A 20,947-nucleotide genomic window follows, 5' to 3' on the forward strand; every position below is an offset into this window, starting at 1 on the left:
GGGTTAACATCTAGAGTTCTAGGAAGGAAGAAAAACATGTCGAGAATTAAAGAAGTTTTGGTGCTACATCATAGTCATTTGGATGTTGGGTATACTCATGCACAACCAATTCTTATAGAAATGCAAAAGAAATATATCGATGAAGCACTTCAAATGTGTGCTCTGACGGAAGATTGGTCAGAAGTCAACCGATTCCGATGGACCTGCGAATCTAGTTATCCTGTTCTAAAGTGGTTGGAAACGGCAAATTCGAGTCAAATCGACCTCTTCAAGTATTATTTGAAAAACGGTCAAATGAGTGTGTCCGCATCGTATATGCATACCACACCGCTCTGCTCTGCAGAGCAGATAGCTAAAATGCTATATCCTATCAGACAATTGCGTAGTCAATTTGATATCGAAATCAAGACAGCTATTCATCATGATGTGAATGGTCAACCATGGTCCTACAGTCAGCTACTGCTCGATGCAGGCGTGGAATTTTTGATTATGGGCATTAATATCCACTTTGGAGGCGTGCCACTCACTAGGCCGAATGCGTTTCAATGGGAAACGCCGGATCATAGAAGATTGTTAACTTTTAATGGCGAACATTACTCTCTTTTCAGCCAAATTTGTAATGTCAATGCCAAGAATACTAACATCATGGCTGAAGGTCTTGATCAATATTTGAAAAAAATCGATGCGAACCCGGATTATCCATTTGACTTCGTTTACTTGACAGCAACAAACTTACCTCTCTACGACAATAACCCACCGGATCGAGAATTAGCAGGTCTAATCAAGACTTGGAATGCAGAGCAAAGAGAGCAAACCATTTCTTTTGTGACGCCTGAGCAGCTTTATGCAAGAGTTCGTGAGCAGGCACTAAAGCTACCGGTACATGCAGGGGATTGGACGGATTATTGGAACTTTGGTTCCGGCAGCGCTGCCAAAGAAGTGAAGTTGAGTCGTCGAACAAAGCAGGGTATGAAAGCAGTTGAACTGCTTGATGCTTTTCAACCGGAAGCAGACGCCTCTTACGTATCAATCAAAAAACAGGCTTGGGATCAAATTCACTTATACGATGAACACACCTGGGGCGCATTTAATTCAATTTCAGAACCGGATAATCTTAGCGTTGATATCCAACACATTCATAAGAAGCACTATGCATATCAGGCGAATAGCTTGACTGGATATTTACTCAATACTCAAATGGAAAAGTTGGCAATCAATTCACTGCAATCAGAAGAGCCGGAAGGAATCCTTCTTTTCAATTCTACTTCAGTACCTGTAACGCATGATATACAAATACCATCCAGTTTTAGGTCGGCGGGAAGACATCTTAGTGCGGACCGAATGCGTCATGTTTTGATGAACAACGAAACTTCTCACCCTGGAAAGAGTTATGGGACGGTTGAACTGCCACCATTCACCTGGAGAACGATCCTCTTTAAGGATTTGAAGGAAACACCGTGGTCCGAATCTATTGAAATTAATCAAGGAACTATTGAAATGACAGGAGAAGGCCCTTGGCGCCGAGAAGTGACGACACAATTGGGTCAGGTTGTTACGCCTTATCATAGATGCAGTTTCGATCCACTAACAGGTAGAATTACAAGCCTATTTGATACACTTCAAGATTGGGAAATGCTAGACACGTCCAGCCCGTGGACATTGTTCCAGTTTGTTCAAGAAACTGTTGATCCTATCTATTATCCGAATACCCGTAACGCTATTTTTCCTAGGGATATTGAGAAAGGTAACAATAGCGTGAGCGTATGGAACCACGACTGGAAAGCTAAGAGACAATCCTATTCAAAGTTGGAGTCCTGTAGCGTAGAAAGGAATGCCAACAGTGCCACATTGATTATGCGATGGGATGCACCTGGTGTAGAGCAATTGGAACAAAGATTCACCTTTTTTAGTTACCGGGCTGATATTGAAATAAAAGTATCCTTCTATAAGAAGGACATTACAACACCTGAAGGCATTTATTTTGTTACCCCATTGAACTTGCAAACATGGAATTGCCATTATGATACTGCAGGGAAACTCGTAGAGTTAGACGCACAACAGTTACCTGGTGTTTGTAGAGACTATATTACGGTCGATAAATGCGTATCCGTTTATGGTGGTAGCCATGGTGTGACCATGAGCTGTCAAGATGCACCGCTTGTACAAGTAGGAGACTTCAACTTTGGAAAAGAGCAGAAATCCATATCCAAGGTTGAGAAGCCTCTGTTGCTCGCATGGCCTATGAACAATTACTGGGACACTAACTTTCAGGCAAGACAACCAGGATATAACTCATATACCTACTCTTTATCGACATTTCAAACGTTCAATCCGGCCGCAGTCATAGCCAATACAGATCGTGCTATAGCTCAGATTTATTCTATCCCGGTTATTGATTGTAAAATTGGCCAGGAAAAAACTTTGATAAATATCGACAGTGAAAACGTTAAAGTTTTTGATGTCAAGCCCGCTGAAGAAGGTCCTGGAATTATTCTTCGTCTAAGTAATTCCATAGATCACATTTCGGATATCAATATTTCTTTTCCAAATCGCAAATTAAAGGCAGCATTCAGGACGAATGCACTGGAGGAATGTTTAAATGATCTGCAGGTCGTTAGTTCAGAACGACTGGAGATTAGGCTTGAGGCCAATCAACTTTTACATATTCTTGTAATATTTTTGTGATTGTTCTGACACCTGCTTAACTCGATTCTTTAAATAGAATTCAGATGCCGAAAGAAATGCGCTGCAGTCGGCCTACCCACGAGGGAGAGGCCGGCGGCTGATTCGATTTATAAAGGGGGAATAAAAAGTTCGATTGAGCAATAATGCTTTGTTTTTCAATTCTAAACTATGAGGAGGAATAATATGAAAGCGCTAGCAAAAAAAATGAGCTTGAAAATGGCGATCAGTTTTAGTCTCTTGTTAACTATGTTATTAAGTGTATTAGTTAATTTTGTTTCGGCAGATGCGAATAATCCCAAAACTGATTTCATGTCCGGTAAGTACGGTATTTTCCAGCATTATAGATACAATTACAATGGCCTTGGAGGTGGTTTGAGTAATTGGAATAGTCAAATCAACTCGTTTAACGTCAATACTTGGGCTAATAATGTAGCAGCAGAAGGTGTAAGTTGGGTCATCTTTACGGTTGGTCAAGGTCAAGGATATTATGTTTCTCCAAACAGTAAATATAATAGCATTTTAACGAATTGGGGTCTGCCTGCAAGGTCTCCGAACAGAGACTTGATCAACGAGCTTGCCGATGCAATGCATGCGAGAGGTATCAAGTTCTTCGCTTATTTCGTAGGCGATGCAAACGGAGATCAACATATGGATCCCGACGGACGTAAAGCCATGCTTCAAAGTAATACGCTTGCTGATGGTAATGGTAATTGGGTGTTAAACCAAACATTCAGAGACAATACCATTGGCATTGTACAAGAATGGGCAAATCGTTGGGGAACCAAAATTGACGGATGGTTCATTGACGGAATCGGGGAATGGCCAGATGCGGATAAGACACGTTACATTAATACGCTTAAAGCCCCGAATCCGAACACTGTTGTAACCTTAAATGCTGGGAACTTTGGTATTCAGAGTTCTAAGCAGGATTATGTTGCTGGTGAGATCTTCACTACGATTGTAGGTGCACCAGTTCCGACCTCGCGATGGGGAACCGGAGGAATGCAATGGCATGGTTGCTATTATCTCGGCGGAGGCTGGGGTGGTGTTGGTGTTGATAACCCCGACTCGACGATTATCAATTATACCAAGTCCGTCATTTCCAAGGGTGGAGCCTTTACTTGGGATCAATTCGTTGGTACAACAGGTAATTTCGATCAAGGGCAGTTCAATCAAATGGTCAATATGAAAAACAATATCGGAGGTGTCACGCTTCCAAGTGGAATCGTTTCTGGCAATACTTATAAGATCATTAACCTCAACAGTGGTAAAGCTCTCGATGTTAAGGGACAATCGACTGCAGACGGGGCAATTATCCAACAGTGGCCGTATAACGGTGGGAATAATCAAAAATGGGTCTTTACTCAAGTGACTGGCGGCTATTGGAAAATTAAAAATGTGAACAGCGGGAAGTACATGGATATCAATGGAGCATCAACAGCGGATGGAGCGGCTAATATCCAGTGGCCAGATACTGGCGGTACGAACCAACAGTGGCAGCTGATCGATGCGGGTAACGGTTACTACAAAATTAAGAACAGAAACAGCGGCAAAGTTCTGGATATATCCGGAGCATCTACGGCAGATGGAGCTCAAGATATCCAATGGCCGGACAACGGTGGTACAAATCAAATGTGGCAGATTGTTTCGCCATAATAATTCTTTGTAAATCGCAAGTGGGTTAGGCGATTTGATTGCCTAACCCTTTTTTTTGAAGTCATTTCGACAAAATATGATAAATTATTCGCAAACGTTTTATTGAGAGGGGGGATGTTACGACCCTAAAAAGAGGTCGTATGCATTAATATTCTTTCTTTGAAACAAATAAGAAAATCAGGAGGAGTCAAAATGAGAACGCTAACGAGAAAAGCTAGATTGAAGATGTTTTTTGGTTTCATGCTTATAATGTCCATGTTGTTGAGTACTTTAGGCAATTTTGCTTCGGCAGACGCGAATAACCCGAAAACTGATTTTATGTCCGGTAAGTACGGTATTTTCCAGCATTATAGATACAATTACAATGGCCTTGGAGGAGGTTTGAGTAATTGGAATAGTCAAATCAACTCGTTTAACGTCAATACCTGGGCTAATAACGTAGCTGCAGAAGGCGTAAGTTGGGTTATGTTTACCGTTGGCCAAGGACAAGGCTATTATGTTTCTCCGAACAGCAAATATGATAGCGTTCTCACGAGTTGGGGTCTGCCTGCAAGGTCTCCGAACAGAGACTTGATCAACGAGCTTGCCGATGCTATGCATGCAAGGGGCATCAAATTTTTCGCTTATTTCGTAGGCGATGCAAACGGAGATCAGCATATGGATCCCGACGGACGTAAAGCCATGCTTCAAAGTAATACGCTTGCTGATGCTAATGGGAATTGGGTATTAAACCAAACATTCAGAGACAATACCATTGGCATTGTACAAGAATGGGCAAATCGTTGGGGAACCAAAATCGACGGCTGGTTCATTGACGGAATCGGTGAATGGCCGGATGCGGATAAAACCCGTTACATCAATACGCTTAAGGCTCCGAATCCGAATACTGTCGTGACATTAAATGCAGGAAGTTTCGGTATTCAAAGCACGAAGCAGGATTATGTTGCTGGCGAAATCTTCACTACCATTGTAGGTGCCCCAGTTCCGACTTCGAGATGGGGAACCGGAGGAATGCAATGGCATGGATGCTATTATCTCGGCGGTGGCTGGGGCGGCGGTGGCGTTGATAATCCTGATTCGACGATCATCGACTATACTCGTTCTGTCCTTACCAAAGGCGGAGCATTTACTTGGGATCAGTTCGTAGGCACAACTGGTAATTTCGACCAAGGACAATATAATCAAATGATCAATATGAAAAACGCACTTGCAGGCATTACCCCACCATCTAATTCTACAAATCTAGCTCTAAACGCGATAGCAACCGCTAGTGCAAATGTATCAGGTGAAACTCCAGCGATGGCAGTAGACAATTCTACCACTACAAAGTGGACTGACAACACAACACCTGGAGATAAATGGTTAAAACTAGATCTTGGTTCGAGCAAGAGTATTAATCGGTGGGCAGTAAAGCATGCGAGTGCGGGTACTGATTCAGCTGACCGAAATACTAGAGATTTCAAATTACAAAAGAGTTCAGATGGTAATACATGGACAGATGTGGATACGGTAACAGGGAATACAGCTAGTGTAACTGACAGGAATGTAGCCGACTTCTCATCCAGGTATATTCGGTTGTATATTACGAAAGCGACTCAGACTACCGAAAGCGTAGCTAGAATCTTTGAAATAGAGCTTTATGGTAATGGCAGTGGAAGCGGTATTGTATCCGGCAATACTTACAAAATTGTTAATCGTAACAGTGGAAAAGCACTAGGTGTCCAGGGACAATCCACGGCGGATGGAGCTGCAATTCAACAGTTCACTTATGGTGGCGGGAATTATCAGAAATGGATCTTCACGCAGGCAGCCGGAGGGTACTGGAAAATTAAAAACGTCAACAGTGGCAAGTATATGGATATTAACGGCGCATCCACCGCAGATGGAGCAGCGAATATTCAATGGCCGGATACTGGTGGTGATAATCAATTATGGCAATTGATCGATGCCGGAAATGGTTATTATAAGATAAAGAATAAGAACAGCGGCAAACTTTTGGATATCTCTGGTCAATCTACGGCGGATGGAGCTGCGGACATTCAATGGCCGGATAATGGCGGTAACAATCAAATGTGGCAGATTATTGCTCCGTAAAGACGCTAATAAAATATATAATGGTAAATCCTTGCTACGGCAAGGATTTACTATTATCCACAACCAAGAGATCAGGATTACCTAGGGTTGATAAAGTTCTAAACAAATTTGCTATACCCTAATCCACATGACCGGCCGAATGCCAAGGACAGTATCCACCCTGCGATGATATACCTGATAATCGGAAGAAACTATGCGCGCTTTGTCGGTGCTACCGTAATAAGGAGTTGAAAGCCAATAATCGATTGGCAAAACAGAAGCGGTCTTAGATATATCGAAAAGCCGCTCCACATCGTCTACAGACGGCAATGTTAAATAAGCGGAGTATATTTTCCGAAATGCCCGATCACTGTCCTGAGAAACATATTTAATGGGTGAAAACCAATAATGGGGCCGATCTCCGACATTGGCTTGGTGCGAGTTTTTTTCATTACAAAACGCCGGATATTGTGTTTTTCGAATGCGATCCGACTCGTCTTGCGAAAACCATATATCTCTTTTGGCATTCAAACTTTGTTGAATACCGGCTTTTGTATAGTCGTTAGAGCGTTCATCATACACGCTACGATATAACGCGTCTTTTGCGATAACCTTCACCCAAATGCTGCTTTTCTCCAAAACATACCACTCGATGGGTTTGCCATCAATGCTGCCCATTGTTAGGGTTTCAGGTTTGTTCGGACAAAAGGAAGTGAGAACTAATAAAGACGTGGCGGCAATGCCAACTCGTGTAAAAGCGCGGCTTTTCAAATCCAGATTGTCCAACACCAGAAGGAAAATCAGGATATCCAAATGCACATTAAATAAAAGCAAATGCTTCTGCAAATCCGCGTTACCGTTGCTCACAATGGGAACAATGAATTGCCCCGCCGCGGCCCCCATAAGCGCCAACCTCAGTAAGATACTGTATAACCCAGCCTTTTTCCTGAATAAAATAATCAAATTTGCTACAGACAGGACCAAGACAATGGCTAAAAATACGGAAGCAAAGCCTGAAAAACCTTTTCTGATGCGCTCCCATACATTCATTCGAAATTCAAACATTAAGTCTGCTCGCTCGTTTGACAGATTAATGTTTGTTAAATAAGTGGGCCTAAGAGGCAAAGCCGCCTCGGCACTTTCATCCAGCTTTTCGGCAAATAAGGCAGGATGGGTCACATAATATTTTAAAACTCCGATTTTACTTATTCGGTCAAAAAATAGGGACTGAAAGTTTGGATTAGGTTTGCTATAGGGATTTAAGGGATGTTGCATGTAGGCGGTTATGGAATCCAACTTGGCCAGTTCCGGCGGTAAACCCAGATCTTTAGCGGCCTGCTGCGGTGCCGGATTTTTGTATAAAACGCCAAAAAAAACCGATTGAAACGTGGTAACCTTTGTCATCCATTCCGGCGCTCGCTTCACATAGCTGTAAGATGCGAAAAGCATAACGACTACGGAAACGCAGATCATGATTTTCTTCCTCGTCCCTTCATTTTTGATCGCATAATAAGCGAGGGGGACGGACAACAACAAAGCGGAGGGAAAGTTGGCCGGTTTTGAGCCGGAAAATATAAACAGTGACAGGATCAAGCCTATATAGACTAAAAAGCTGTTTTTATCCTTTTCAAGATACATAAGCAGGACAAAGGATAAAATCAGGAAAATCAGCGTAGTTGATTCTCCGAAAAAGGAATTAAAATATACCAAATAGCCGCAATCCAGAAAAATAAATGCAAAAACAATTTTAACGGCCATATTGTCATATGAATTGTTTTTCCACTTTTCCTTCAGAAACAAAACCAGGGCCAATGCGTAAACGATAATAAATTGGACCGTTAGAAAAAATAGGTTAAACAAGTTGGGATTGCGATGTACAAGTTTATTGGCTAAGGCATTAAAGAATAGAGCTATTTTAATAAAGATAAATTGCGTAGAGTAATATCCTGAAGGACTGTCATTTACAGGCAGGAATATATTTTTGAAATACTGAACAATTCTTGTCGGGTTGGATATTTTATACCGATATTCCGCGCTCCAATTCTTTATGCCACTCATAGAAGTCAGCCCAAATGCTCTCATCGTCCTGTTGAAGTCGGAATTATCGGCAAGCCCTATGGCCGGGGGCAAATAAATCAGTAAGGTAATGGCGATCACAATGAAAATAAAAAGTGCCGAGAACTTAACTTTATTTGATTTATGCAAATTATCATTCCTTCTTATGCGATAGCAGACCACACCGCGCCCATAAGTAGCTTCGACATACTTATTAATCCATATACGGGCAATTTCGAAGTCATGAGAAATCGGAAAGAGGAGAAAAATCAACGATAGGAGTAAAAATATACGCGATTGAAAGCGCGTACAAATTAATGCTTCCGCTATATTCGAATGTCGACAATAATATAGAGAGAGATATTTGCCCAAGGGGTTGGTCGAACGATGTTGAAAGCTCTAGTTGTTGACGATGAAGACACGACAAGAGATGTTCTTGTAAATTATTTGCCTTGGAACGAGATTGGGATCAACAAGATTCGCGAAGCAAACAACGGTTTGAATGCGCTTGAAATCATAGAGCATTATCATCCGGATATCGTTCTGTGCGATGTCAGAATGCCCAAAATGGACGGCATCGAATTTTCGATTCGGCTGAACGAGGCGTTGCCGGACTGCAAGATCGTTTTTTTAAGCTCTTATTCCGATAAGGAATATTTAATGGCGGCGATCAAATTGAAGGTGATCCGCTATATTGAAAAACCTTTGAATCTCGAAGAAATAGCAGGGGTTTTGAAAGTGGCCGCAGCGGAATGCATGGAGAGTAATCATAAACGAATTCAGCGGCGGCAAATCCTTCTTCTGGACTTGTGTCAAAGCTTCACGACCGGTCTTTATGACGTGCGCCAAGTTGGCGAGCTCCTAAAAGAGCTTGCGATCCATTTCCCTGAAAACGGCGAATACCTCTCTTGTATGATCCGAACGTATCCCGCGGACAATGAGAGCGCGGAATCATGCACCCATTACGTACTTTCGAGCCTTCGTGTCCTCTTTGAGCTTCACTACAACGAAATCATTGCGACCGTTAAAGGGGAAAGCGATATCGTCTGCTTTGTTAGAACGGACGGTCGATTATCGATCGATTCGTTACAAATCCAGCTTCAAGAGTTTCTAGACCGCTTCGAAGAACCGACTGAATTTGCGTCTTGCCAAATTTTTATCGGTTTGGGTAACAAAGCGATCGGATTAAAAAACATACACCTGTCTTATCAATCGGCCGCTGCGGCTTTGCAAAAGCAATTTTTCTACGGCTACAACAGGATGGCGACTTACTCGCCTGATCCAACGAACGTATTTCAGTTTGATGAAACGATCTTGCAGACATTGTCGGATCATTTAAGAAGTCATCGACCGGCCGAAGCGTCGCTTACGATTATGAGCGTGGTCAGTCAAATGAAAAGTCACGAGAACACGGAGCCCCTTCTTATTCGAGAAGCGATCTTTAAGCTATTTCTCGTGATTTCCAAATTCGCGGACAATCGGAATATCCCGTTGCAAACCGAGAAGTCAGCTTATCAACTGAATAAGATTGCCAACACGCGAACACTTTTCGAACTGAAAGGTTATTTGCTTGAGGTGCTTAACTATGTGTTCCAGCATGTGGAGAGCAAGAAGCACGATCAAGATACGATTGCTAAAATCGTCAACGTCGCCAACGAACAATTCCAGGACCACGAGTTATCGATTCAATCGATATCCAAGAAATTATTCCTTACGCCTAATTACGTAAGTTCGATATTTAAACAGGCTACAGGTAAAACGATTACCCAGTATATTACGGATCTTCGGATTCAGAAAGCCATGGAGCTGCTGAAAACGACGGATCACAAGCTTTACGATATCGGTCGGATGGTCGGGTACGCGGACGGAAAGTACTTCACGAAAGTTTTTGAAAAAGCAACCGGTCTTAAACCCAAGGAATACCGAGGATATCGAAACCATGGTTAACCATCTGATTGCGAGGCCCATAAGCTACTTTAACCATCTGTCTATCAAGATCAAATTAATGGCAACGTTTTTTATTTTGATTTTATTGCCATTATCGTTATTTACTTTTATTACTTATCATCGAAATTCGGTTCAGTTAAAGGAGCAGACGCTCGCCACGCAGACGCTCGTATTTAACGAAGCGGTTGCCGGTATGAGCAAGTACTTTGCCAACATGGGCACCGTTACCGATCTCGTTTTGTACGACAAAGACTTTTACGACATCGTCGAGAGGCATCTACACGAAGACAGCAGCGCGGAAGTCCGGTTCAAGGATTACAATACGATCGTCAATAAATTTCACTATTTGCAAAAGACGACTAACGTGGATAAGATCAGCCTTTATTTGAATGGCAATGTGATGATCGACGAAAACAATGACACCTTCTTAAGTACGAATACTGTCATGCAAGCGAATTGGTATGTCCAGATGGAGGCATCCAAGCAAAATCGTTTCTGGGTTCCGCCCGAGCCAGGGGAGAGTAATATCGACAATGATAAATCCTCCTTTTCCTACTTCGGCAAATTCTACGATAACAACAATTTTCATCACACTGCCGGTTTTATAAAAGTAGACCTGCAGGCAGATAAAATAAAAACCATGTTGAAGGGCGCGATTTTAACCCCCCACAGCAAGATGTACCTTACGAATCTATCTCATACGGTGTTTGCGGCTGATTCCCTTCGGGATGATCGGGTTCTTCCAAGCGGGGAGTTACTTAAAGGGCTTGCGGTCAATGAATGGAACCGAATCGAGATCGGCAAGTCCACTTCGTTTGTTAAATTCAATCCGATTGCCAATACCCCTTGGTATTTGGTCTCGGAAGTTCCCGAGTCGGACCTTTATGCGCTCAGCATCAAGATCCGAAATGAAATGTTAGTATTGATGCTCGTGATTTCCACTCTAGCTTACGGTGTGGCCTATTTGATTTCCCGATCCAGCCTGAGGAGAATTTTTAAGCTTACGAAAGAAATAAGGAAGCTGGAGGATGGAAACTTCCAAGTTGCCATTATTAAATCGGGCAACGATGAAATCGGCCTTCTGATCCACACTTTTCGAAAAATGGTCGGGAATATCTCGCAGCTGCTCGAAGAGAAATATACAATGGGACTGAATATCAAAAACGCGGAGCTTAAAGCTCTTCAAGCGCAAATTAATCCTCACTTTCTCTATAACTCGTTAGATCTAATCAACTGCATTGCCATCAAAAACAGAATACCGCCGATTACACAAATGGTGAACTCGCTCGTCAAGTTTTATCGAATCAGTCTCAGCAAAGGCGTGGACCTCATTCCCGTGATGGACGAGATTACGCATGCCTCCCATTATGTTCAGATTCAGAACATGAGATTCAGCAATAAAATCGCTTTGGAAATCGATGTGGACGAGAGCGTTTATCATTACTCGACGTTAAAAATCATTCTGCAGCCGCTGATCGAAAACTCCATTCTTCACGGCATTCTCGAAAAGCACGAGTCGACGGGAAAGATCCTCATCCGGTGCAAACTCGAGAACGGTACTTTGATTTTTACGGTTGAAGACGACGGCATCGGGATGTCTTCGGATCAAGTGCGGCAACTGTTATCCCATAACGGTTCGGATGACTCTGCGGGCTATGGAATCAAAAATACGAACGATAGAATTCAACTCTTTTACGGTAGCGAGTATGGATTGAAGTACTTTAGCGAACTCGGGCGAGGAACGAAGGTTGAAATCAGAATTCCCGCTAGGGAAATGAAATAACGCCATGCCATACAAACACCTCCTTCCAATGAAGGGGGTGTTTGCGTTTTGAGACAAAGCTCGACTAACTCCGTTGTTTATTCCTCCCGCAATAGGTTTATCACGTTTTTTTCGAAATATCGAACCCGTATAGTTAAAGTACGATCTTAAGGGGTCAGTCAATAGGACGCATCAAAGGAGAAGAGCCCATGTTCAGTATGACGCGCAATCGGAACCGAAAAAAAATAAACATGACTTTGTGGCTGATGATTTTGCCTGGGGTCGTTTATTTTTTTCTCTTCAGCTACTTGCCGATGTCCGGAATCGTACTCGCTTTCAAAAATTATTCCTACTCCAAAGGTATCTTCGGTAGCCCTTGGGTGGGATTCGACAATTTCAAGTTTTTCTTTTTGGGAGGCAAAGGAATCCATGTCTTGTTGAATACCATCGGTTATAACTTCGCGTTTCTCGTGTTTAATACCGTTTTGCAGGTCGGAATGGCGATTTTCTTATCTGTAATCGTTTCCAAATGGTTCGTTAGAGTGACGCAAACGATGCTGTTCTTTCCGTTCTTTTTATCTTGGGTCATCGTCGGAGCGTTCATGCTAAATATTTTCAATTTCGAACACGGCGTTTTGAATACGGCATTACAAGCGCTGCATATGGATCCAATCGACATATACAGCAAAATCCACGCATGGAAATATATCATCGTTTCCATTCAGGTGTGGAAATGGCTTGGATACGGTACGGTCATCTACTTGGCCGCGGTGATGAGCATCGAAAAGGAAATGTACGAAGCGTCCGAGATCGATGGAGCGAACAAATTCCAGGAAATTTTCTACTTAACTATTCCTAGTCTCGTTCCCTATATCATTACGCTCACTTTGGTCAATATCGGAAATATTTTCAAAGGCGATTTCAATATGTTTTACCAGATCACAGGAAACAACCCGATTCTATATCCGTCAACCGACGTCATCGATACGTTTGTCGTACGATCGCTTCTGCAATTGAACGATTTCGGCATGACGACGGCCGCCGGCTTTATGCAGTCCGTTTTCTCTCTCGTTGTCTTGCTGTTGGCGAACAGCGCGGCGAAGCGACTCTCTAAGGACAGTGCCTTGTTTTGATTGATTGAACGGATGAACAGCTCAAGAAAGGCGGTCGAATATGAACCGTTCCGTAAAAAAAACGAAAACCGATACTCTCTTCGCGATACTCTCCCGATTTTATGTTCTGTTTTTTGCGCTGCTTTGTTTCTTGCCGTTCTTATTGGTCATAAGCGGGTCGATTACGAAAGAATCCTCCATCGTGCATGATGGGTTCAGGCTTATTCCGAAGGAAGTTTCTTTCGCCGCTTACCGCCTGGCGTTCGAGCTCCCGACAACAACGCTGAAAGCTTATGGGATATCCTTTTTGATTACGGCCATCGGGACTGCGGCATCCTTGTTTCTGTTGTCGATGACCGCATACGTGCTCCAAAGGAAAGACTTCAAACTACGAAATGTGTTTGCTTTCTACTTTTACTTTACGACCGTATTCGGAGCCGGTTTAGTGCCTTGGTACATTCTGATCGTGAAATACCTTCATTTGAAGGACAATTTACTCGTCTTAATTTTACCCGGACTGTTTAACGTCATTTACATGATTATCATTCGATCCTTTATGAATTCCATCCCTTATTCCTTGACGGAGTCGGCCAAAATCGACGGCGCAGGAGACTTCAGAATCTACGCGCAGCTGATTCTGCCTTTGTCGAAACCGGCGCTGGCTTCCATGGGTTTATTCGTTTCCTTGAATTACTGGAACGACTTTCTGAATGCGTTGCTCTTTATCGAGAACAAAAACTACTATCCGCTGCAATTCTACTTGTACAACCTTCTGAGAAAGCAGCAAGTCCTACAGGAAATGGCAGGGATGTCGACCGCCGCGATTCAAACGCATGTAACCGATATGCCAAACGATTCTTTAAAGATGGCGATGGCGATCGTTACGGTAATTCCCGTGCTGCTCGTTTATCCGTTCGTTCAGAAATATTTTGTGAAGGGTGTCATGATCGGAGCCGTAAAAGGTTAACCATCGAACCCGGAAATTACCGATATAATATTGGGTTCCCGAGAAAAGTAAGGGTTTCTCAATTTTATATATACATCAAACTATGGGGGGACTTTTCAATGAGAAGGCAACGAAGTTTTATGTTTGGGATCATGGCGGTGTTGGCATTAAGCGTCGTCATGGCGGGATGCTCCGGCTCTAAAGCGAAAAACTCATCTTCGCCGAGCCAGACGGAATCGGCGAATCCTTCAGCAACATCATCCTCATCCGAATCTGCCGGAAACGTAGATACGAGCGAACCGATTACTTTGAAGTACTATTTGATCGGCGATGAGCAGAAAGACTCCAAAGCCGTATGGGATGAAATCAATAAGAAGCTGAAGGCGGAAATCAACACGACGATCGAACCGGTCATTATTCCATGGGCGGACGTTCCGCAGAAATACCCGCTGATCTTTGCGTCCGGCGAAGATTTCGACATGGTGTGGACGGGCAATTGGCAGAACTACGCGGACATCGCCTCCAAAGGCGGCTTTATGGAAATTACGGACGAAATGATCGACAAATACGTTCCGAAGGCAAAAGACGAGCTTCCGGCTGCTTCTTTCAAACAGGCGAGGGTCGGCGGCAAGCTCTACATGATCCCGTTTGCCGAGAAAACGTCGGATAATGAGACTGTGATGATCCGCGGGGATTTGAGAGAGAAATACAATCTGCCTCCGATCAACGGCCTGCAGGATTTGTTGAACTATTGCGAGGCAATCGTCAAGAACGAAAAGGGCATCATTCCGATCGCGGACGAAGGTCCGAACAACAAGGATTTCGCGAACGCAGTGCTTATGAACATGAACCACTGGTTGCCGGTCTCGGGTACGCCGAATTTGGCGTTTGATTTTACGGATGACAATCCGACGATCTTCTCGATGTATGACAAGCCGGAATTTCTCGCATTCGAAAATCAAATGCAGGAATACAAAAAGAAGGGATACTTCTCCAAATCGGCTTTGACGACCAACAGCCCTCGCGCCCAAGAGTTCAAAGCGGGAAGAGGAGCAGTCGCATTCGGTAATCTTAACGATATGGTTGCCATGTACCAGGAAGTCAACAATACGCATCCGGAATGGAAATTGGAGCTGGCAAACGCCGATTGGGGCGGCAAAATCGCCGCGCAGCCTTCGATCGTTCACGGAACTGCCATTCACGCCGGTTCCAAGCATGCGGATCGCGTGCTCATGGCCGTGCAACTTCTGTCTTTCAATGAAGATTACAATCGATTGGTGAACTACGGCATACTTGATAAAAACTATAAAGTTACGGCAGATAATGCTTATCAACCGCTGAACTCCGACTATGTCGGAACGAATTACAGCGCATGGGCATTTCGCGGCAAATATCTGCTCAAGCCGGCAGGCGCGTTCCCGAATTACGACGAAGTGCTCAAGTACCAAATCGATAATATGGTCACCAGTCCGCTCGTTGCCTTCAGTCTAGTAACGACGGATATCAAGCCCGAATTGGCCACGGCGAACGACATTGCAAGTTCGAAAGTAAACGTACTGACATACGGACCTGCAAGGTCGCCGGAAGACACGAAGAAAGCCATTGACGATATCGTTGCCGCGATGAAAAAGGTGGGTTCCGACAAAGTGATTTCGGAGACCGAAAATCAGGTCAAGCAGTATCTCGAAGACTACAATAAGTAACGGATATCCATCATGCAGGAGAGGTCGGGTGCTTGATTCCTTGGCCTCTCCTACTTTATACGGAATGTTCAAGCGAAAGGATAGAATCGAAATGACGAACATGAGCCGTTTGCTCAACCAACCTCCCAATATGGGATTGCCATTCGAGACGACTGACGACACTTATTATTTTCCTGAGCGCGTGGAGCATTACGATCCGGATAATCGCACAGGCACGATCCGATGGAACAGATATTTGCGTAAACCTCGTCTATCGTTTAATCAAATTGATTTTCCGTTTGCGGAATCTCAGGCATGGGAATTTCCGGAGGAATACGAAAAATCGCCGGTTTCGGTGTTCGAAATCGACTTCGTAACGGAACGGACGCTGCGACTTCGGATCGGCTCAAGGCATATGCATCTTCCTCCAGCCAAGTCCACGCTCATGCTGAGCGATGAAGGGGGGAATACGAGTCCCGTTTGGCATACCGAGCGGCGGGAAGATAGCGTCGTCCATTCGAGCGAACACGGCTCGGTAACCGTACAGTTCTCGCCGTGGGAAATCATCGTGAAAGATAAAGTCGGACGCGTATTGACGGAGACGAGAGGTTATTCGGATATTTCATCCTTACTGAACACGAATGGGTTGCCGTTCTGTTATACAAGAAGCTCGATCGACATGGAAAACCGATTTGCCGCGAGCTTTTCCTTGCAGGCCGATGAAAAACTGTATGGTACGGGCGAATCGTTCACGAGGCTCGATAAAAGAGGACAGCGCATCGACTTGTTTACGACGGATGCGCTCAGCGTCCAGACGCCGCGAATGTATAAACCGATTCCGTTTTATTTAAGCAGCAGAGGTTATGGGATGTTCGTGCACGCTTCTTCTCCGCTTTCTTTCGATTTCGGAGCCTCCTATGACGATACGCTTTCAATATTCACAGGCGAAGAGGAGCTTGATCTGTTCATCTTCCTCGGTTCTCCCAAGGAAGTGCTTTCGGAATATACCCGGTTGACTGGGAGAAGTCCGCTTCCGCCGCTATGGTCGTTTGGACTTTGGATGAGCAGAATTACGTATAGCAGCGAAACAGAGGTTCGCGAAGTCGCGGCAAAGCTGGCCGACAACCGAATCCCCTGCGACGTCATTCATCTGGATACGGGCTGGTTTGAAAAAGATTGGCGCTGCAATTACCAATTCTCGGAGAAGAGATTTGACGATCCGGCGAGGATGATCTCGGATCTTAAGGAGCAGGGTTATCGGATCTCGCTGTGGCAACTTCCTTACTTCACTCCTACCAATCCATTGTTCGCTGAAATCGTAGATCAGGGGTTGGCGGTCACGACGGCAGACGGAAAGCTTCCGACCGATGACGCGATTCTAGACTTTTCTAATCCGGACACGATCAAATGGTATAAAAAGAAGCTTGCGGGATTGCTTGAGATGGGCGTCGGAGCGATCAAGGTCGATTTCGGCGAGGCGGCTCCCATGAATGGCGTTTATGCGTCGGGTAAGACGGGTTTTCATGAACATAATCTTTATCCGTTGCGATATAACCGCGCTGCCTCGGAAGCGACGCTGGAGACGAACAACGAATCGATTATTTGGGCGCGAAGCGCATGGGCCGGCAGTCAGCGTTATCCGATACATTGGGGAGGCGACGCGGAAAATACCGATAATGCGATGGCATCCACATTAAGGGGAGGGCTTTCTCTTGGACTGAGCGGATTTTCATTCTGGAGTCACGATATCGGGGGATTCGTGAAGAGCAGTCCCGAAAACCTCTATCGTCGTTGGCTTCCGTTCGGTATGCTCACCTCTCACAGCCGCTGTCACGGTCTTCCGCCCAAAGAGCCATGGGCATACGGCGAAGCATTCATGGCGATGTTCCGCGAGACCGTGAATTTGAAATACAGTCTGATGCCTTATGTATACACGCAGGCCAAACTGAGCGCCGACGCTGGGCATCCGATGCTCCGGCCATTGTTCTTGGAATATCCGGAAGATCCCGGTTGTTGGCTCGTCGAGGACGAGTACCTATTCGGTTCCAATCTGTTAGTCGCGCCGTTCTTTGAAGAAGCCGCAGAGCGCCGAGTCTACCTCCCGCCGGGCGAGTGGGTGGACTATCAATCGGGGATGCGCTATGCGGGCGGAACGTGGCATGATATCGCCGCGGGCGACTTACCCGTCGTGCTTTTGGTTCGCTCCGGGGCAATCTTGGTCCACATGAATCCAGCGTTATCTACCGCCTTCCTCGATTGGAGCGAGCTGCGCTTTGTGGCATTCGCAGCGGAGGAGGATGAGCAGCAAGAGCGCAGCGTGAACCTATTCGAGCCGCTCGAACAGCGGATGTACCAAGTCCGCGTACGCGGTGGAGCGATTTGCGACATTCGAAGCGATTCCGAGTCCATCCAGGTTGATAGCAAGTCGGGATGGCGGGCGCAAATATTTTAAACAAGGAGATGAAAGATCATGTTAAGAGCTTTGAGAAAAAGCACAACTTACATCATGGTTTCTTTGCTCACTCTTGGTTTAATTTTTTCTTCCGATTTGTCAGAACGAGCATATGCGGCATCGGAGAGCGTTTCGGTCGATCTGAGCCAGTCGCTGGGCGCACCGACCTATAGGGGGACAGGATTTCTTTATGGGCTGAACCAAGATGGAAGCGCCCCCATCGGAGGTTTGCTCTCGGATCTGAAGCCCAAGCTGTTTCGCGGCGGCGGAGCCAGCTTGAGCGGAGGCGGATGGGCGGTTGGCGGCTATAGTGGGTATTTGCCCAGGTTTAATGAAGTACGGGATCAATACAATCGGGCGAACGCCCTTGGCGCCAAATATCAGATCCTGGTCAGCGACATCTGGGGTTCCTTCGCCGGGTTGAATCCGGAAGTGTTCCCGGGAGACAACGGGGACTGGACGTATTGGAACCAATTCCTGACGCAACTCGTCCAAGACAAAATCGCGAACAACATGACGAACGCCAGATACGATATCTGGAATGAACCGGATGGCGCTTATTTCTGGGATCGCACGTCCACCCAATATTTCGAGATGTGGAAGAGAGGCGTGCAACTCATACGTTCGCTCGACCCGAACGCGGTCATCGTAGGACCGAGTTACGGCGGCTTTAACGCCAATCAACTTAGCTCGTGGTTGGATTATGCGAAATCCAATAACGTATTGCCGAATATTCTGGATTGGCACTTCAGCGCGGATCCGGTTGCGGACGTACAGACTGCTCAGAGCTTGTTAACGGCCAAGAGCATTACCCAAATTCAGGGGTTTACGATCGGGGAATATATTTGGTCGCAAGAGCAGAACTCGGGCTATACGGCATGGTACCTGGCCCGACTCGAGAAGTCTGGCGTGCTCGGAGCTAACCATGCAATCTGGGATCATTGCTGCAGCTCGGGGCTGCTCGACGATACGTTAACGACGAGCTCCGAGAAGAAGGGTCAATGGTGGACTTATAAAGCATACGCGGATATGACTGGCACGATCGTGAACACATCCCCGTCCGCTCACATTGACGGGGTAGCCAGCAAAGACGCCTCGAAAGCTTCCGCGCTGATTCTGCTCGGTAACAAAGGTGGCCAGACTGGCGACATTGATGTAAACATCAATCGCTTGGATACGGCGTCTTATCTGATCGGCAGCAACGGCAAGGCGCACGTCGTCGTGTCCTTGATAAACAATATTGATCCCGTTGCGGCACCGGTCGTTACGCAATCGTTCGATGCTACGGTTGTGAACAACTCGATCAAGTTAATCATTCCTTGGAACTATGCGTTAGATGCGTATACGATTTCTATAACGCCTTCGACAGGAACTCAGTCATCTAACGTTTATGAAGCCGAGAATGCTGCTTTATCGGGCGGTGCGAAGGTGATGACAGATCATACCGGATATTCAGGCACCGCTTTCGTGGCCGGTTATGAGGCACAGGGAGCTTCAACGCAATTTACGGTTCAAATGTCCGCTGCGGGCAGTTACAATGTGAATCTAAGATACGGAAACGGCTCCGGTACGATGAGGACATTGAGCATTTACGTGAACGGAAGCAAAATCCAACAAACGAGCCTGGCCGCTACGTCCGATTGGGACACGTGGGCAACGAAGACGGAGACGATAAGCTTGCAGGCTGGGAGCAACACGATCGCCTACAAGTACGATCCGGGCGACAACGGACTCGTTAATCTGGACAAAATTACGATCAATTCCACATCAGTACCGGACGTGGCGGCGATTCCCGGCAAGATCGAGGCGGAAAACTACAATTATATGTGGGGAGTGCAAACGGAAACGACAAGCGATACCGGCGGGGGACTGAATGTTGGTTGGATTGACAACGGCGATTGGATGGATTATGCGGTCAACGTGTTATCCACTAGCGCCTATACTGTTTCTTTACGCGTTGCAAGCGGCATCAGCGGGGGACAACTGCAAGTGCGCGATGGTGCGGGATCCGTTCTTTCAATGGTGTCGATTCCGAACACCGGAGGCTGGCAGACGTGGACTACCGTTACCTCCAACGTCAGCTTGCCGGCGGGAAATCAAATCCTTCGATTATACGCGGCAACGGGCGGATTCAACGTAAACTGGATGAGCTTAGCGACTTCCGCGGGTCCTCTATCCCTCGTTTATCAAGCGGAGAACAATACAATATTGTCAGGCGGGGCGAGGGTGATGACCGATCATGCCAATTATTTCGGCAGCGGATTCGTGGCCGGTTACGAGTTGCAGGGGGCCTCGACAAAGTTTACGGTTAATGTGCCTTCGCAAGGCTTGCGCAATGTAGCCTTACGTTACGCTAATGGCTCCGGTACCCAGAGAACGGTCAGCATTTACGTCAATGGCGTGAAAATCCGGCAAACGGCGTTACCGCAATTGGCGAGTTGGGACGCTTGGGGAACGAAAACGGAATCTCTCAACTTACTGGCCGGAAACAATACGATCGAATACAAATACGATACAGGCGATAACGGCCTTATCAACCTCGATCAAATCACCATCAGCTAAGCTGAAATAAAGCTC

11 protein-coding genes are annotated in these 20,947 nt (G+C 45.5%); 10 read left to right on the forward strand and 1 reads right to left on the reverse strand.

Going from position 1 to position 20,947, the window contains the following annotated elements:
• Window positions 1-36 precede the first annotated feature (36 nt).
• The 3 genes from D7Z26_RS13895 to D7Z26_RS13905 all read left to right on the forward strand — a co-directional run bounded on the left by D7Z26_RS13895 (window position 37) and on the right by D7Z26_RS13905 (window position 6,435).
• Window positions 37-2,685, forward strand: coding sequence for a glycoside hydrolase family 38 N-terminal domain-containing protein (locus D7Z26_RS13895; RefSeq protein ID WP_120977542.1), 2,649 nt, complete (start codon window positions 37-39; stop codon window positions 2,683-2,685).
• Between the two features lie 183 nt (window positions 2,686-2,868).
• Complete coding sequence (locus tag D7Z26_RS13900) at window positions 2,869-4,341, forward strand: RICIN domain-containing protein (RefSeq protein WP_158602302.1); 1,473 nt, start codon at window positions 2,869-2,871, stop codon at window positions 4,339-4,341.
• 192 nt (window positions 4,342-4,533) lie between these two features.
• The gene (locus D7Z26_RS13905) at window positions 4,534-6,435 is read left to right on the forward strand and encodes an RICIN domain-containing protein (RefSeq protein ID WP_120977544.1); all 1,902 of its coding nucleotides are present in this window, start codon (window positions 4,534-4,536) and stop codon (window positions 6,433-6,435) included.
• Window positions 6,436-6,546: 111 nt separating this feature from the next.
• Here D7Z26_RS13905 and wsfD read toward each other — a convergent pair whose 3' ends face one another.
• Entirely contained in the window at window positions 6,547-8,619 is a 2,073-nt protein-coding gene (wsfD, locus tag D7Z26_RS13910) for a glycan biosynthesis hexose transferase WsfD (RefSeq protein ID WP_120977545.1), read from the reverse strand.
• A 237-nt stretch (window positions 8,620-8,856) separates the two neighbouring features.
• Between wsfD and D7Z26_RS13915 the strand changes: the two genes are divergently transcribed.
• The 7 genes from D7Z26_RS13915 to D7Z26_RS27800 all read left to right on the forward strand — a co-directional run bounded on the left by D7Z26_RS13915 (window position 8,857) and on the right by D7Z26_RS27800 (window position 20,932).
• Window positions 8,857-10,416 (forward strand): response regulator, encoded by a 1,560-nt coding sequence (locus D7Z26_RS13915; RefSeq protein WP_120977546.1) that lies wholly within the window; start codon window positions 8,857-8,859, stop codon window positions 10,414-10,416.
• The gene (locus D7Z26_RS13920; RefSeq protein ID WP_120977547.1) at window positions 10,409-12,199 is read left to right on the forward strand and encodes a cache domain-containing sensor histidine kinase; all 1,791 of its coding nucleotides are present in this window, start codon (window positions 10,409-10,411) and stop codon (window positions 12,197-12,199) included. The genes D7Z26_RS13915 and D7Z26_RS13920 overlap by 8 nt, the downstream gene beginning before the upstream one ends.
• A gap of 188 nt (window positions 12,200-12,387) precedes the next feature.
• Entirely contained in the window at window positions 12,388-13,311 is a 924-nt protein-coding gene (locus D7Z26_RS13925) for an ABC transporter permease (RefSeq protein WP_199731701.1), read from the forward strand.
• A gap of 40 nt (window positions 13,312-13,351) precedes the next feature.
• Window positions 13,352-14,257: a carbohydrate ABC transporter permease gene (locus tag D7Z26_RS13930; RefSeq protein WP_120977548.1), complete on the forward strand. Its 906-nt coding sequence runs from the start codon at window positions 13,352-13,354 to the stop codon at window positions 14,255-14,257.
• A 98-nt stretch (window positions 14,258-14,355) separates the two neighbouring features.
• Complete coding sequence (locus tag D7Z26_RS13935) at window positions 14,356-15,939, forward strand: extracellular solute-binding protein (RefSeq protein WP_120977549.1); 1,584 nt, start codon at window positions 14,356-14,358, stop codon at window positions 15,937-15,939.
• Window positions 15,940-16,030: 91 nt separating this feature from the next.
• A complete protein-coding gene (locus D7Z26_RS13940) occupies window positions 16,031-18,370 on the forward strand; it encodes a glycoside hydrolase family 31 protein (RefSeq protein WP_158602303.1) in 2,340 nt (779 codons plus the stop codon).
• Between the two features lie 18 nt (window positions 18,371-18,388).
• Window positions 18,389-20,932 carry a carbohydrate-binding protein gene (locus D7Z26_RS27800; RefSeq protein WP_120977551.1) on the forward strand — a complete coding sequence of 848 codons (2,544 nt, stop codon included), beginning with the start codon at window positions 18,389-18,391 and terminating at the stop codon, window positions 20,930-20,932.
• The last annotated feature ends 15 nt before the right edge of the window (window positions 20,933-20,947 follow it).

The organism is Cohnella endophytica, assembly GCF_003628305.1.
GTDB classification, from domain to species: domain Bacteria; phylum Bacillota; class Bacilli; order Paenibacillales; family Paenibacillaceae; genus Cohnella; species Cohnella endophytica.